Raw genomic sequence first — 15082 nt, 5'->3', positions numbered from 1 at the left:
ACGGCGGAAACGCAGGCAGATCACCACCGGTCCTGAACTGATGTGCATCGCCAATTGTGGCGACATGGCTGACGTTGTGATTAGTCTGGTTCCGAAGTTTCAGGCAGCCTCTGCAACTGACGGCTCACCGCTATCAGCCGCCAAGATTGATCCTCAGGAGCAAGGGCGCGCAATTCTTGGTCGTCCAGTTCGGCCCCCTTGGCCGATACCACACTGGCGCGCACAAACCTCCCCGTCTCGCGCACCTGCACGTCATGCTCTGGAAATCGCTTGCGAAGCTTGTCTGAGAGCGTGTCAACTATCGGATGAATATCTGCTGAGTCCAGCTTTCGCGGCGCACCGTCCAGCAGCTCAGCCACGGATATGCGCAGATTGCGCAAGCCGTCCCGCAAGACGTCGAAGGAGATCAATCCCGCCGCTGCCGCATCGGCCCACCAAAAGCCAAAACCGATGCCGATGATTCCCGCAACACCCGCCAGCCCCGTCTTCCAATCGGCCGCGTTCATGTCGGCATCAGTATAGAGGATCTTGTCCATCGTCGCCTGGGCCAGCGGCTTTTTCATGCGGCCGAGGATGACCGGAGGAATGACAGAATAAAACAGCGCTGAGACCATCACCCAGCCCAGCCAAACATCCCAACCGAAGATCGTGACGTTACCGATCGTTGCATGTTCTTGCAGGATCAGCGCCCTTGCGGAGTCATACAGTAGGAAACACCCCATTGCAGTCAGCGCGGCGGCGGCCAGAAAAAACCCTAGCGAGCCAGCGCGGTGAAACCCAAATGGGTATTTATCGGTGGCGGACTTGCTTTCAAACTTTCGCGACAGAAGGAATAGCACGGGCGGCAGAAGACTGAGTGTGTCCTCGATCCATGCCGTCTTCATTGCTTGGCTTGACCCCATTGCGAAATACATCACTGCGATGATGGTCAGCAGCCAAAAGATCGACCACCATTCCAGCGTTGCAGCGCGGCGTAGTTTTCGGTCGATCTCATCTGGAATGTGGCGCGTCATTTGGCCGACTCCCGAATGGCGCGGTTCACGGTGACCAAGAACCTGTTTTCGCCTTTCCGAATAGCCAGAACACGGTCTTGGGTGTCATCCACCAGCGTCACGCTGCCCAGCGGGTCGGTCAGCGCAACATCAGTTGCAAAGGGCGTATCAGACGGGATGCGCCCTGCGATAATGTGGATTTCCCCGGCCTCCAGTTGAGCAAACAGGCTGTGAGGATCCCCCGTGACGTATTGCAGCTCTGCCTGCAGCATGTCCGCTACCAGTGCGAGTGCCTTGGCATCCACCGGGTCAACTGCGTTGGTCAATACCCCGACCTTAAGAACGCTGTCCGTCACCTTTTCGGTTGTAAGTTCCGGGTCATCCGGCACCCTGCAGGCGGAGAGCAGACCGACAATGGCGATCGACAGCACGAGTTTGACGGTACGCGAAGACCGAGAAGACGTGAAAGTGGAACGCACGCTGCTTCCTTTGACTTGGTGCAAATGCTGTCTCAATAATCTGCTGCGATAACCTTGAGGCTTGAGAATAGGTTCCGGGCCGGGCCCGTGGAACAATCGCGGCGTCAAATGCATTTCTATTGTTAGGCGGCGCCGATTTTTCTGGCGGCGGCCTTAGCAAAAGGATCGATATGGCACCTCGCGCACTCTGGAAAGGCCAGCTTCGCTTGTCTTTGGTATCCATCCCTATCGAGATTTTCTCGGCCTCAAAATCCGGGGCGCGTGTTTCATTCCGGCAGATACACAAACCTTCCGGCAAACGTATTCGCTATGAAAAATCGGTCCCCGGTATCGGCCCGGTCAAAACTGACGATATCGTCAAGGGTTATGAGGTGGACGATGATGAGTACATCCTGCTGGACCCTGACGAAATCGATGCGATCAAACTGGAGACGAAAAAGACCTTTGAGTTAGTGCAATTCGTCGATGCCTGCGAAATCTCGCCGCTCTATTTCGACAAGCCCTATTACATAACTGCGTCAGATGATCTGGCTCAGGATGCGTACCGCGTCGTGCGCGACGCGCTTCGCCAAGCAGGCAAAGTCGGTCTTGGACAAGTCACGATGCGCGGCAAGGAATACCTCGCCGCAGTGAAACCCTGCGGCGACGGTTTGCTAATGGAGACGCTGCATTATGAGGATGAACTACGCGAGGCCGACCAGATATTTACCGACATCGAAGACGAGAAGGTTGACGAAGACCTGCTCGAAGTTGCGACCTCGCTCATCAACCGCAAAAGCGCGCCGTTTGACGCAAGCGCCTATCGCGACAAGTATGCCGAAGCGATGCAGGCGCTTCTTGACGCTAAAATCAAGAATAAGAAGACCCCGCGCGTCCATGCGGACGATGAGGGCGAAGGCCATGGCGACAATGTGGTCGATCTCATGAGCGCGCTCAAGCAAAGCCTGAGAGACGCGGACGGCGGGGATAAAAAGAAGGCGCGGGCCAAGAAGGCATCATAGATGGCGAAACCCCCCGATCCTCTGGCGGACTACAACCGGAAGCGCGATTTTTCCCGCACCACTGAGCCGCGCGGTCAGGTGGGAGAGCCGCTCGAGCGACGACGCTTCCTGGTCCAGAAACACGCCGCCAGTCGGCTCCATTACGATTTCCGACTTGAATGGAATGGCGTCCTGCTCAGTTGGGCCGTAACTAAGGGGCCCTCCTCCGACCCCTCGGAAAAACGCTTGGCGGTGCGGACAGAGGATCATCCGCTGGACTACGGCGATTTTGAGGGCACGATCCCCAAGGGCGAATATGGTGGCGGCACGGTCATGCTGTGGGATACGGGCAGCTGGGTCCCGCAAGAGGAAGTTGGAAAAGGCCTCAGGGAAGGCAAGCTGAAATTCACGCTGCAAGGCCAACGCATGAAGGGCGGCTGGACGCTGGTGCGGATGCGGAAAATGGCGACGGAAAAGCGGGAAAACTGGCTTTTGATCAAGGAACGCGACGATTATGCGACCGATGACGCCGATGCACTCACCTCCGACACGGAACTGTCCATAAAAACCGGCCGGACGATGGACGAAATTGCAACAGATGCCCCCGCCAGAACGCCGCCCGACACCACCCCAGACCGCAGCCGAAAGAGGCCGGCTTTCGCCAAACTGCAGCTTGCCACGCTCGTCGATGCGCCCCCGGTTGGCGACGACTGGCTGCATGAGACCAAGTTCGATGGCTACCGCTGCCTCGCCGCGCTCGGCAAAGGCGGCACACGGCTTTATACGCGGTCGGGCAAGGATTGGACCGACAGGTTTCATGCGCTGAACGGCGCGTTCGATCCCCTACCCTGCGACGCAGCCCTGATCGACGGCGAAGTCATGGCGGCCCGCATCGAAGGGTCGGCATTCTCGTCGCTGCAGAAGGCGTTGAAACATTCCCATCCGCTCGTCTTCTTTGCTTTTGACCTGCTGCGCATCGACGGTGAGGATCTGCGCAAATCACCGCAAATTGAACGCCGCAAACGGCTGGCTCATCTGCTCTCGGGTGCGCAGCCCGGCGGTCCGCTGCGCTTGAGCGATCATATCGTCGGCAACGGAGCCATGGTTTTCACCTCCGCCTGCAAGGCGGGCGCGGAAGGGATCATCAGCAAGCGCATCGACGCTCCCTATCGCGGCACGCGGAGCAAGGCATGGCTCAAGGTCAAATGCACCCGCAGGCAAGAATTCGTCATCGTCGGCTATTCCCCGTCGGACAAGTCGGGGCGTCCCTTCGCATCGCTCCTGCTTGGTAGTTATGAGGGGGGCGCCTTGCGCTATAAAGGCCGCGTCGGCACGGGATTCTCAGAGGAGGCGATGGACGACGTGATGCGCGCCATCGTGGGTCGCAAGACGTCGCCCTGCTCTGACGTCCCACAGGAAATCGCAAAGACCGCGCATTGGGTCCGTCCCGATCTGGTAGCGGAGGTCGAATTCACCGAATTCACAGCCGACGGTTACGTCAGGCATGGCAGTTTCCGTGGCCTGCGCAACGACAAGAATGCCGCAGACGTGCAACTGGAGGAACCGATGCAAGCAGACAAAGAACTCTTGGTAGGCGGCATCCGGATCAGCAACGCGGACCGCTCGGTCTTTCCCGATGCGGGCTACACAAAAGGCGATGTAGCCCGGCATTACGAGCGCGTTGGCGGACGGATGATCGCGCTCGCCGGTCACCGGCCCCTCTCGCTTTATCGTTGCCCGTCCGGCATCGCCGATCCCTGTTTTTTTCAAAAGCACGGCGGCGACGGCATGCCCAGCGAACTCTCCCGCATCACAATTGAGCAAAGCGACGGCGACAGCGCCGATTACCTCTACGCCACGCGCCCGGAAAGCCTGATCGCGGCGGCACAGATGGGCAGTATTGAATTCCACATCTGGGGTGCCCGCACCGACCGCCTAGAAAAACCCGACCGCCTGGTATTCGATCTTGACCCGGACGAGAGACTTGACTGGGCCGACGTTCGCAAGGCCGCTTTCGATGTGCGGGACACCCTAACGGGTCTAGGTCTGAAAAGTGGCGTGATCGTCACCGGCGGCAAGGGCGTGCATGTGTGGGTGCCTTTGCGCCGCACCCGAGGCTGGGAAACGGTCAAGCTTTTCTCCAAGACCTTGGCTCATGTGATGGCAGCACGAAACCCGGACCGCTATACCGCCACAATGTCCAAGGCGAAGCGAAAGGAGCGCATCTTTATCGACTGGATGCGAAATGAGCGCGGAGCGACGGCGATCGCGCCTTATTCTTTGCGCGCCCGCCCCGGTGCTCCGGTCGCCGTACCGGTGACATGGGCGGAACTCAAGAAACTGGACAGGGCAAACCGATTTTCGATCTCTGATATGGCCGCGAGGATAAAGAGGCCTTGTCCCGCGGCAATGCTGCTACCTGACCTGCAAACGTTAAGCGATGGTGTGATCCAAGCGCTTCAGACATTGTTGGAACAATAACGCCGAAACTCTTCCCGCTCCAAACCTGCTGCCAGTTGCATTCCGGGTCGATTTGACATCATTGCGAAACTGCAAAATGGCCTAACGGACGGGTACAAGCTGGGCGTTCATCGGCAGGTCTCGACTAAGATTTCCATCATTGAATTGAATTTCACCGACCTGAAATCGTTGAAAGCTTTAAGCGATCTAGATCGGCGGTATTACATTGAGGTGTGACGCATCACGCAGTTTTTTTCGTGCATCAAGGATGACCTTCAAGTTCGCGCAACCAGCTCGTGCAGACACGCTGACGATTAACTTTTGCGCCCTGCTGCAATGCACCCTCTGATCTGGTCCACCCACTGAGATATGATTATCCCGGCAGCCCCCCCTTGGAACAGCGATGGTGCCGTAGGGCGGTTACATTATCAGAGCCCTGCGGAAAGCATGCTCCATGTAACGACCTTATTTCCCAACCGTCAGTCTTGACCTTCGTCGGACCCGGGTGAATGGTGAAGCGATATTTAGGTGCATGAACTTACCTCGCCATAGGAGAGGCCCGTGTCCTCCACTCCCCTGAGCCGAACTGACAGCTTTTGTAATTCATATAACTTGCAGGTTCCGGTCCTGATGGCTCCGATGGCGGGGGCATGCCCGGCACCCCTCGCGATTGCGGTCGCAAATGGCGGCGGAATGGGCGCCTGCGGTTGCCTCTTGATGCAACCCGATGAAATAGCGGAATGGGCGCGGGAAATGCAGGCCGGATCGAGTGGCGCGTTTCAGCTCAACTTGTGGATACCGGACCCTGACCCCCTTCGCGATCCCGTACACGAAAAAAAGGTCCGCGCGTTTCTTGGCCAATGGGGTCCGAAGGTTTCGGCCGAGGATGCCGAAGGCTTGATGCCAGATTTCGAGGCACAATGTGCCGTTATGCTGGCAGCGGGGCCGCACGTCATTTCGTCCATCATGGGTGTCTTCCCTGAGCCGTTTGTAGCGCAGATGAAAAACCGCGGGGTCAAGTGGTTTGCGACCGTCACGACTGTCACCGAGGCGTTGATGGCCGAGGCGGCGGGTGCGGATGTGATCGTCGCCCAAGGCATGGAGGCCGGCGGGCATCGCGGATCGTTCAAGGCCGACGACGCCGCCCGTTCTCTTGTGGGATTGTTTGCGCTGCTTCCTGCCGTGGTCGACGCCGTGCGTCTGCCTGTGGTGGCGACGGGCGGAATCGCCGATGCCCGCGGGATCGCGGCAGCAGTGATGCTGGGCGCTTCGGCTGTCCAGATCGGCACTGGCCTTCTGCGCACCCCAGAGGCAGGCATCACACCAGTCTGGGCCGATGCCATCAGAGACGCGTTGCCCGAAGGAACTGTAGCGACCCGGGCATTTTCCGGGCGGTTAGGTCGAAGTATTCGCACGGCCTATACCGACGCGGCAGAACACGAACCGATACCCGCACCGTATCCCATTCAGCGAAATATTACGGCGCCGATGCGAGCGAGTGGCGCTGGAATCGACACGATGCAGGCATGGGCCGGGCAGTCGGCAAAACTGGCTCGTGCTGAGTCTGCGGCAAAATTGGTTGCGGAACTATGGAGCGATGCACGGAAACTTCTGCAGGGCTGACGGGGATATTTAAAGTCTTGATCCATCGTCTCACCGTCTCACCGTCACGTTGCGTTATTCTCTTTCAAGGCTTCGGACCGATCTGTTAAACTATTTGGCACACCGCCTCCGGAGCCGAACTAAGCAAAGATGTATTGTTAAAAGCCTGCATGCTGCCACTCTTTGCATCCTGCCCCCGCTCCGCACCGATCAATACCGAGAACGCTCCTGAACGAGAGGCCACTCGCGGCATAATCGCAAGCTGGAACCGATACTCTTGGTCGGCCGTTGATCAGCCGGAAAGGTTGAGTTTGCTATTTCCCAAACTCATGCATGTTGAAATATGCCGATTTGTGAAGCTGATCCTTGGCGTCTGCAATATTTTGAGGGGCTGCCATGCCCGGAAAACGTGTTCATACCCACCGAGGATGGAGACGCATGGCAGTGGTTTCCGCAGCATAGATGGGTTTATAACAAGCTAAGGATCGCTGAGACACAAGGCTTTGCTTGCGGTCCGCACGGAATTGAACCGCCGTCTTTTCCAGTCTTTTCCAAGCCGATTTTTAATCTGCGGGGCATGGGAACCGGCAGCCGCCCACTACGCACACTGCGGGAGTATAAATCTGCACAGCGTCCCGGCCATGTCTGGATGCCCATGTTCACCGGCGAACATGTATCCACAGACGTGGCGGTTGTTGCAGGGCGCGCCAGATGGTGGCGCCATACTGTCGGTGAACCGATTAAAGACGGGATGTTCGATCATTGGTTGGTGCTGGCCGAGCAACGCCCCGACATTGAGGCCTATGGGGGTAATTGGATTGCGACGCATCTGCCAGATTACACTGGAATGTTGAATATTGAGACTATCGACGCCAAAATCATCGAAGTGCATTTGAGGTTCGCTGACCAGTGGCCCGATCTTTACGGAGGACGTGACTGGGTCGCTGCTTTGGTCGCATTATATGCGTATGGACAGTGGAACTTTACCGATTTCAACCGCCGCGATGGTTATAGTGTCGTGCTTTTTGGTGGTCACGGCCTGCAATACAGGCACCCACCGCAAGATTTGATCGACGAGATTACGTCGGAGCCGGGAATTACCAGTGTGCAGATCACTTTTGACGAGGATCGCCCGGCGTCGTGGCATGCGATGCCGCCGGGAGGTTTTCGGCTCGCCATCGTGAATTGCCATAATCGCGAGGCGGGTTTCCGAGCCCGAGAAAAGCTTGCTGTGAGTTTCTGGGCGACCCAAACACTGCGTTCGACCCGGCGCCGCATAGGCGCCTCACCGATGCCAATGCGCCCGCCGCCTGAAGCGCATTCAAACATTGAATGACAGCGTGCCGAACCGAGAGTTTGATATCATTGGGTTCATACAGCGGATGGACGTAGTGGTGTAAGTCCAGATCAAGGAGAGACTTTTCGCTTTTCCAAAGCGAAGTCCGGCATGCGAACCATCTGGGCTGTGCTGCAGGGAAATCGCCAGGACACCTTACTCGCGCAACGAAGATGGGGCGTAACCTTTCATCACAGCGTAAGGCGGGAGCAACAATCCGCTACAGGCCTTGCGATTAAAGGACGCGTAAATGCATCGGCCAATCAGAATGGCCAGTTATCTGATGAAACCTCATCAGCTTCCACATCCCGCATTTATGAAAGTCGAGGTCCAGTTGCGACACCTTGAACTGTACCCAGGGAGCATAGCGCCCATTTCACGTGCACAAGTGCTTTCTAGCCAGTGATGCGCAACACGAGATCTTGACGCACCGTAACAAAATACTGCTCGATCAGCTCCCGGCCACATCTATTGCAATCCGACAAACATTTGAGCAATAGTGATTTTGTTCTCAGGGCGGGGCGAAATTCCCCACCGGCGGTAGGCAGTGCGAACTGTGAGCCCGCGAGCGCCTTCTCTTGGGAAGGGTCAAGCAGATCAGGTCCAAATCCTGAGCCGACGGTCATAGTCCGGATGAAAGAGAATGTGCAGCCGAACCACATCGTGGTTCGTCACGCATGTGATCGCCTTGGGTGACGTGTCGCCATGAAAGGAGATCAATATGACACCCACCCGATACGCCTTTATTAAAGCCAACTGGCATTCAGATATTGTAAGCCAAGCTTTGACAGGCTTTCGACAAATAATACCGGAAGATCAAATAGATGTCTTCGATGTTCCGGGCGCTTTTGAACTGCCGCTGTTAGCGCGTGACCTTGCAAGATCCGGAAAATATGCCGCAGTCGCTGCCGCTGCCTTCGTAGTGGACGGCGGCATCTATCGGCATGACTTTGTAGCGCAAGCCGTGGTCAATGGACTAATGCAAGTTGGGCTTGAAACCGACGTGCCGATTCTATCGATCTCGCTCACACCGCATCAATACCAAGAAACCGACCATCACAACACAATCTATCGAGAGCAATTTGTTCTTAAGGGACGAGAGGCTGCGGACGCCGCCCTCCTGCTGACAAGAACGCGTAAAAGTCTCGCTGCATAACCAACAACGAGCGGCATTTCGATGCCGTTCGTTGCCCAGCACTGGTCTCGGACGAAGTCAACAAGGGCTCAGTGCGGACATGCAGCGACGCAAGCATCCTGATTATCTTGGCCATTTGATCGACGCAACCGGCCCAAACCGAACATTGGTGCGCTATGCAGCGAAGGATAAGTTTGAGCCCTACGTAACGGGTCTGTCACCGTCATGCTCACTGAACCTCAGGAGGTATCCATCAGGGTACTGAATCAAGAATTCACTCTGACCACGTTCTGCGTCATTAATTCGATACCATGATATTTCTAAGTCAGCGGAAACTGTGACGCCATGGCCTGCCACATGTTTGTAGAGCCGCCCTACCAAGCCCAAGATACGCGAATCCGTTTTCTGGACACCCGTGCATAATCTCGAAACCGAGCATCTCCGTGTAGAATTTCAAACTGGCCTGAAAGTCTGAACATGACAGTTCTGGAACGAGCGATGAGAAATGCTTCGGAACCATACATTTTTCTTTCTTTGTCGTTGGAAATTACTGGATCAGACCCGCAGTATTTTTGAGTTTCTTCAACGCCAGGTAATGGTCGCTTTGTCCTGCACACCGGACCATCGCCTAACCAGTATGCTGCGCAATCTACGGATTGCTGGTCTTGTAACGCTGCGGCACGGCATCAGTGGCATCAGCCAGCGGCGCCTTTGGGCTCTCTGCATTCAGTTTCGGGGTCATCGGCGTCGTCCATGGGGACAATAGTTGCATCGCGCCGCCGCATGTCGGCTCTGATCCCATTGTGGCGGATTGCTGCAAAGCGGCGAACGTCGGCTTCGTGAAATTCGAGCTTATTCTAAAGCTACCTCACGTGGCAACGCATCGAAGCCCTCAGGTAAAGCCTGAAAACCTGAAGCCCCTTCGACGGAAATACGCGCGTATCCGAGCCTTGGGTGCAATTTGTTTGCCAAGATCCATGCGCCAATCAGCGCGACGCCCCCTGCAACAAATATCCCCGAGATTGGTGCCGCCAACAGTACCAGCCAAGCAGCACCGGGGGTAACAATGCCCGAGACATCGCGAAAGCTGGAATAGATCGCCGACATCTCGGTGCGCTCGGACGGTTTGACGGCAAGCAAGAATGGCAGGCCAGCGGAGACATCCAGAAGGATTAGAAAAAACGACCCCAACATCAGGCAGATGACCGCCACAAGCGGGATGCCAAATGGCAGACTAGCCATCATGAATAAAATCCCAGACATCAAAAACCCGATTCTGACTGTTGTCCGTACGGATTTGCGCTGCATAAACCGTAGCATCAAGGGGGTGAGGAAAAGGGCCCCATTTGATATGGAAAGTGCAATCCCGCCCAACTGCTCGCCCAAACCGTTTTGCACAGCGAAAATAGGTAGGTACACGACATAGACCCACCATCCGCAAGATCGGACAACCGCAAAAAGCCAACCCGTGATCAATCGTGGTTGCGCAAAGAAGCGATGACAGAACGCGAAGGGGTTCGCCGGAGCCCGCTGACTTTTGATAATCAACTTTCCGTTTCCAAGGCGCATGGCAAGAAACGTCAGTAGCGTCATGCTAGCCGCCACAGCCGCGATCACGAAGGGCGCAAGAGACCACCAGCTGTAAAGATACACCCCCAACGCAGGGCCAATGGTCCACCCCAATGCGCTGTAGAACAGGCGCGAAGTCTCAAGCTGCCCTAGCTCGATTTTAGCCACATAATCCAGAACATAGGCGTTGAAACAGACAAACATCGTGACAGTCGCAATTGTTGTAAGCGCCAGGCCAATGATCACAGCGTTTGGAGTCTCAAGGGTCGCCAGCATTGCACCCACGGAGAACATCAATGACCCGACACCATAGACCCACCGTCTCGGGACAAAGCGTATCACGTAGGGAATCAACAACCCCACGAGCAATGATAGCAATCCAATAATAAAGTAGATTTTGGAAATGGCAGCGGCATCCCGGATCGTGCCGTACATCAGGATCGGGAAAACCGAAATGAGAATGCCCCGTGCAATAGCCTCTGTTCCAGCCAAAATTGCAAATCCGCGCACACTTGGTGTCGGGGCATGGCGCAGCCACTCAGGAATTCGGCGTTCGTGCATTTGAAAAGCTCAATCTAGCTTGATGTGAACATGAACAGCTAGGTTCGACGTGCTTTGCCAATTGCGACTCAATGTCGTTTTTGTTTACGCTCTGCGGAAGGGGAGCATTAAAGAAAACCTTGTCGAAGTGGAAACCTGTAGCAATTAACTCCGCAGAGCGAGCTTCGGGACAGATCGCAGCTAACGTCGGGAATTCGCCTTGACTGCCGACCGTCGCAACCGGCCCAAACCGGACCTTGGTGCTCTACGCAACGAAGAACAAGTTTGAGCCCTCTTTACCCAATGCTGCGTCGAGGACAAAGGGCTGCTATGTTGTGTGCCCTAAAAATATTGCTATGAGATTGTCACAATGACCGATCAATGAAATCCGCGAAAGGAACTGGAGTGGAGTGCAATGGAAGTGATTGTGATGAAGTCTACCTTTTAAGTGCAGCCAAGATCGATGCTATGGAGGGACTTTCCAAGGCCCATTTTTTGAATTCAAACGCCAAACGTACCAACAAGTCGTTGGGTGATTTGGTGGGTTTGACTGGCTTTGGCTTTCATATCATCGAGGTCGAACCTGGCCATGAAACGACTGAGTATCACCTACATCACCATGAAGACGAATGCGTCTATGTTCTTGACGGCGAGGCGACTGCTCTGATTGGTGAGAAGGAGCACACCATTGGTCCGGGCGACTTTATCGGATACCGAAAAGGCGGATTGGCTCACACAATTCGCAACACCGGTAGTCGCCCTCTACGCTGCATTGTTGTTGGTGAACGTCTCGCTCACGACGTAGGCGATTATCCTCACAAGAAAATGCGCATCTACCGAAATGCGGGACTGCCATGGAGCGTAGTCGATCATGATGCGATCACCGAACCAAAGAACGTCGGAAAGAAATAGCACTATGCCGCTACGAGAACTTCCGGCTAAATAAAATTGACGGGATGCGGTGATCTAAACCGACATTCACGGTTCGCCGGTTAACGGCTGCAAAGTCCGCGTTGCAGACCTCTATTCAAAGCGCGGCGAATCGCAGCTTCCCGCCGATTTTGTGGAAAACTCACCTGCTCACCCGCCGAGGCTTTTTCGAAATGGTTTGCCCAACCCTGCGCCGGATATGAGACGCTGTTTCAGACCTTGTTCTCCGGGAAGAAGCAGGCTGCCGTATGAGGCCGATTACCAAGCTTCGGCGTCTCCTTGCGGCATCGATCCTGCGCTTTCCAGCAGCGCGGCGCAAAGGCGCAGCCATCCGGGACCGCAAGTGGCGACGGCAGCTCGCCCTCGAGCTTGATCCGTTTCTTGACGCTAGTGGGGTCGGCCTGCGGTGTCGCTGACAAAAGCGCCACGGTGTAGGGATGCTGCGGCGCCGAAAACAGCGCTTCCTTTGGGCCCTTTTCGACGGCGCGCCCCAGATACATCACGATGACTTCGTCAGCGACATGGCGCACGACGCTCAGATCATGGCTGATGAACAAATACGCCAACTGAAGCCGCTCCTGCAGGCCCAGCAACAGGTTCAGGATCGCGCTCTGGATCGACAGATCCAGTGCCGAGACAGGCTCGTCCAATACCAATACCTTGGGATCCAGCATCAGCGCACGCGCGATGGCGATGCGCTGGCGCTGGCCGCCCGAGAACATATGCGGATATCGGTCGAAATGCTCCGGACGCAGGCCGACAAGCTTGAGCATGTCGCGCGCCTTTGTCTCGCGCTCGGGCCGCGAAAGGTTGCCGTTGATCACCAGCGGCTCCATCAGGATGGTGCCGATCCGCTGACGCGGGTTGAGCGATCCGTAAGGGTCTTGGAACACGATCTGCACCGACTTGCGCAGGTCGGCCCAATCCTCACGCTGGACAGGTTTGCCATTCAACGTCAGGGTGCCGTCTGTCGGTTCTTCGATCATGGCAACCATGCGTGCGAGCGTGGACTTGCCGCAGCCCGACTCGCCAACGACAGCGAGCGTCTTGCCCGGCCGCACCTCGAAATCAAATCCGGCCACGGCCTTCAGCACGCGCGGCTTACGCAGAAAGCCGGCTCTGACTTCATAGTGTCGCTGCAGATTGGTGGCTTGCATCACCGGAGCGTCGGTCACGAGGCAATCCTTTCATCTGTGTTAAGCGGATAAAAGCACCGCGCGAAGCCCAGATCACTTCCAAGTGGCGGCGGGGGCGTACTTTTGCATCGGGCATCGGCGAACTTGCAGCGCGGTGAGAACAAGCAGCCTTGCGGGCGGTCGAACTGCCCCGGCACCACTCCGGGAATCGTCGGTAGCATCCGTTCGGTCGCCCGTTCGGGCAGCGCACCCAGCAAAGCCGAGGTGTAGGGATGATGCGGAGTGGCGAAAAGATCAGCAACTGGCTGCTCCTCCACCTTCTGGCCTGCATATTGCACGCTGACCCTTTCTGCGGTTTCCGCAACGACGCCCATGTCATGCGTGATCAGCACCAGCCCCATCCCCGTTTCGTCCCGCAGCGATGCCAGAAGATCAAGGATCTGCGCCTGAATGGTCACATCCAGCGCGGTTGTAGGCTCATCTGCGATGAGCAATTTGGGTTTGCAGGCGATGGCCATTGCGATCATCACGCGCTGGTTCATGCCGCCTGACAGTTGGTGCGGGAAGGCGGACAGACGCTTTTCAGCGTCGGGGATACCGACCTGCTCAAACAATTCCACGGCGCGGGCCTGACGTTCGCGGCGGCCCAGTTTGAGATGAAAGCGCAACGCCTCCTTGATCTGCCAGCCCACGGTAAAACAGGGGTTGAGCGACGACATCGGTTCCTGAAAGATCATGGCAAGATCATTGCCGACGATCCGGCGCCGGGCGCGATTCTCGATAGTCAGCAGATCGTGACCGTCAAAGTTGATCTCGTCCGCGGTGATCGTCGCGGTCCAGGGCAGCAAGCCCATCACAGCCAGCATTGACACTGACTTGCCCGATCCGCTTTCGCCGACAATGGCGAGGATTTCGCCCGGGTCCACGTCCTGATCCACGCTATCCACAGCCAGAAAAGAACCCGAGGCGGTAGCAAAATCGACGCTAAGATTGCGAATGCGTAACAGTGCCATGGGCCTAGCTCCGTTTCAGTTTCGGATCGAGCGCGTCCCTTAGTCCGTCGCCCATCAGATTGATCGCTAGCACGGTCACGAGGATGGCGAGGCCGGGAAAGGTCACGACCCACCAAGCGCGCAGGATAAATTCGCGCGCCTCGGCCAGCATGGTGCCCCATTCCGGTGTCGGCGGCTGCGCCCCCATGCCCAAGAACCCCAGAGCCGCCGCATCAAGGATCGCGGTCGAGAATGACAGCGCCGCCTGCACGATGATCGGGGCAAGGCAGTTGGGCAGAACGGTGATGAACATCAGCCGCAGATAACCCGCGCCCGCCACGCGCGCCGAGGTCACGTAATCCTTCTGCGTTTCGGTCAGCACGCTGGAACGGGTGAGGCGCACATAGTGGGGCTGCAGAACGATTGCGATTGCGATCATCGCATTCGTCAGCGAGGGGCCCAGAATGGCCACCAGCACCAGCGCAAGCAGCAGCGACGGAAACGCCAGGATGATATCCATGATCCGCATGATGATGCTGTCGAGCCATTTAGGCGCAAAACCGGCGATCAACCCCAGGAGGATGCCGCCGGTCGCGGCGACGACAACCACTACGATGCCCACGAAGAACGAAAACCGCGCACCAATAATCAGCCGGGATAACATGTCGCGGCCCAGCGGGTCCGTGCCGAGAATGAATTTCCAGCTGCCGCCGTCCTGCCAGACAGGCGGCACCAACGCATTGGCGCGGAACTGCTCTGTCGCGCTGTGCGGGGCAACCCATGGCCCGAAAAGTGCCAGAAAGACAAAGACAGCAAAGATATACAACCCGATGACAGCGCCCCGGTTCTCTCGGAAATAGAACCAGAACTCACGCAACCGGCCCGGACGATGGGGGACGATTTCTGCCTCGGCGGATAGGGCGTTGTCCAT

General features: G+C 56.7%; 12 protein-coding genes and 1 riboswitch. Of the genes, 6 read left to right on the top strand and 6 right to left on the bottom strand.

The features are described 5' to 3' along the window. Window positions 1–80: 80 nt before the first annotated feature. Both MK6180000_RS06890 and MK6180000_RS06885 read right to left on the bottom strand, forming a co-directional pair. Window positions 81–1013 carry a cation efflux transmembrane domain-containing protein gene (locus MK6180000_RS06890; RefSeq protein ID WP_138934065.1) on the bottom strand — a complete coding sequence of 311 codons (933 nt, stop codon included), beginning with the start codon at window positions 1011–1013 and terminating at the stop codon, window positions 81–83. Then, window positions 1010–1471 (bottom strand): hypothetical protein, encoded by a 462-nt coding sequence (locus tag MK6180000_RS06885; protein ID WP_138934064.1) that lies wholly within the window; start codon window positions 1469–1471, stop codon window positions 1010–1012. Before MK6180000_RS06885 ends, MK6180000_RS06890 begins: the two co-directional genes overlap by 4 nt. A gap of 170 nt (window positions 1472–1641) precedes the next feature. Here MK6180000_RS06885 and ku point away from each other — a divergent pair, with 170 nt between their 5' ends. From ku to MK6180000_RS06860, 5 genes are all read left to right on the top strand, one after another. Further along, window positions 1642–2472: a non-homologous end joining protein Ku gene (ku, locus tag MK6180000_RS06880; protein WP_138934063.1), complete on the top strand. Its 831-nt coding sequence runs from the start codon at window positions 1642–1644 to the stop codon at window positions 2470–2472. Then, window positions 2473–4932: a DNA ligase D gene (gene ligD / locus MK6180000_RS06875; RefSeq protein ID WP_138934062.1), complete on the top strand. Its 2460-nt coding sequence runs from the start codon at window positions 2473–2475 to the stop codon at window positions 4930–4932. Between the two features lie 540 nt (window positions 4933–5472). Then, window positions 5473–6534 (top strand): NAD(P)H-dependent flavin oxidoreductase, encoded by a 1062-nt coding sequence (locus tag MK6180000_RS06870; RefSeq protein WP_138934061.1) that lies wholly within the window; start codon window positions 5473–5475, stop codon window positions 6532–6534. Window positions 6535–6856: 322 nt separating this feature from the next. After that, window positions 6857–7849, top strand: coding sequence for a hypothetical protein (locus MK6180000_RS06865; RefSeq protein WP_212751881.1), 993 nt, complete (start codon window positions 6857–6859; stop codon window positions 7847–7849). Between the two features lie 503 nt (window positions 7850–8352). After that, window positions 8353–8498, top strand: a riboswitch (FMN riboswitch). Between the two features lie 72 nt (window positions 8499–8570). Next, on the top strand, window positions 8571–9005 hold the full coding sequence (locus MK6180000_RS06860; protein ID WP_138934060.1) for a 6,7-dimethyl-8-ribityllumazine synthase: 435 nt from the start codon (window positions 8571–8573) through the stop codon (window positions 9003–9005). 831 nt (window positions 9006–9836) lie between these two features. Here MK6180000_RS06860 and MK6180000_RS06850 read toward each other — a convergent pair. Further along, window positions 9837–11114 carry an MFS transporter gene (locus MK6180000_RS06850; RefSeq protein ID WP_138934059.1) on the bottom strand — a complete coding sequence of 426 codons (1278 nt, stop codon included), beginning with the start codon at window positions 11112–11114 and terminating at the stop codon, window positions 9837–9839. A 360-nt stretch (window positions 11115–11474) separates the two neighbouring features. Here MK6180000_RS06850 and MK6180000_RS06845 point away from each other — a divergent pair, with 360 nt between their 5' ends. Then, the gene (locus MK6180000_RS06845) at window positions 11475–12005 is read left to right on the top strand and encodes a cupin domain-containing protein (RefSeq protein WP_138934058.1); all 531 of its coding nucleotides are present in this window, start codon (window positions 11475–11477) and stop codon (window positions 12003–12005) included. Window positions 12006–12235: 230 nt separating this feature from the next. On the opposite strand, the gene MK6180000_RS06840 is transcribed toward MK6180000_RS06845, so the two are convergent. From MK6180000_RS06840 to MK6180000_RS06830, 3 genes are read right to left on the bottom strand one after another with little or no spacing between them, the layout of a single operon-like run. After that, a complete protein-coding gene (locus tag MK6180000_RS06840) occupies window positions 12236–13180 on the bottom strand; it encodes an ABC transporter ATP-binding protein (RefSeq protein ID WP_138936380.1) in 945 nt (314 codons plus the stop codon). A gap of 14 nt (window positions 13181–13194) precedes the next feature. Continuing rightward, a complete protein-coding gene (locus tag MK6180000_RS06835) occupies window positions 13195–14172 on the bottom strand; it encodes an ABC transporter ATP-binding protein (protein WP_138934057.1) in 978 nt (325 codons plus the stop codon). A 4-nt stretch (window positions 14173–14176) separates the two neighbouring features. After that, the gene (locus tag MK6180000_RS06830; RefSeq protein ID WP_138934056.1) at window positions 14177–15082 is read right to left on the bottom strand and encodes an ABC transporter permease subunit; all 906 of its coding nucleotides are present in this window, start codon (window positions 15080–15082) and stop codon (window positions 14177–14179) included.

Source organism: Roseovarius arcticus (genome assembly GCF_006125015.1).
GTDB classification, from domain to species: Bacteria; Pseudomonadota; Alphaproteobacteria; order Rhodobacterales; family Rhodobacteraceae; genus Roseovarius; species Roseovarius arcticus.
The sequence above is the reverse complement of the archived record's forward strand: the minus strand, read 5'-3'. Positions and strand labels throughout refer to the sequence as shown.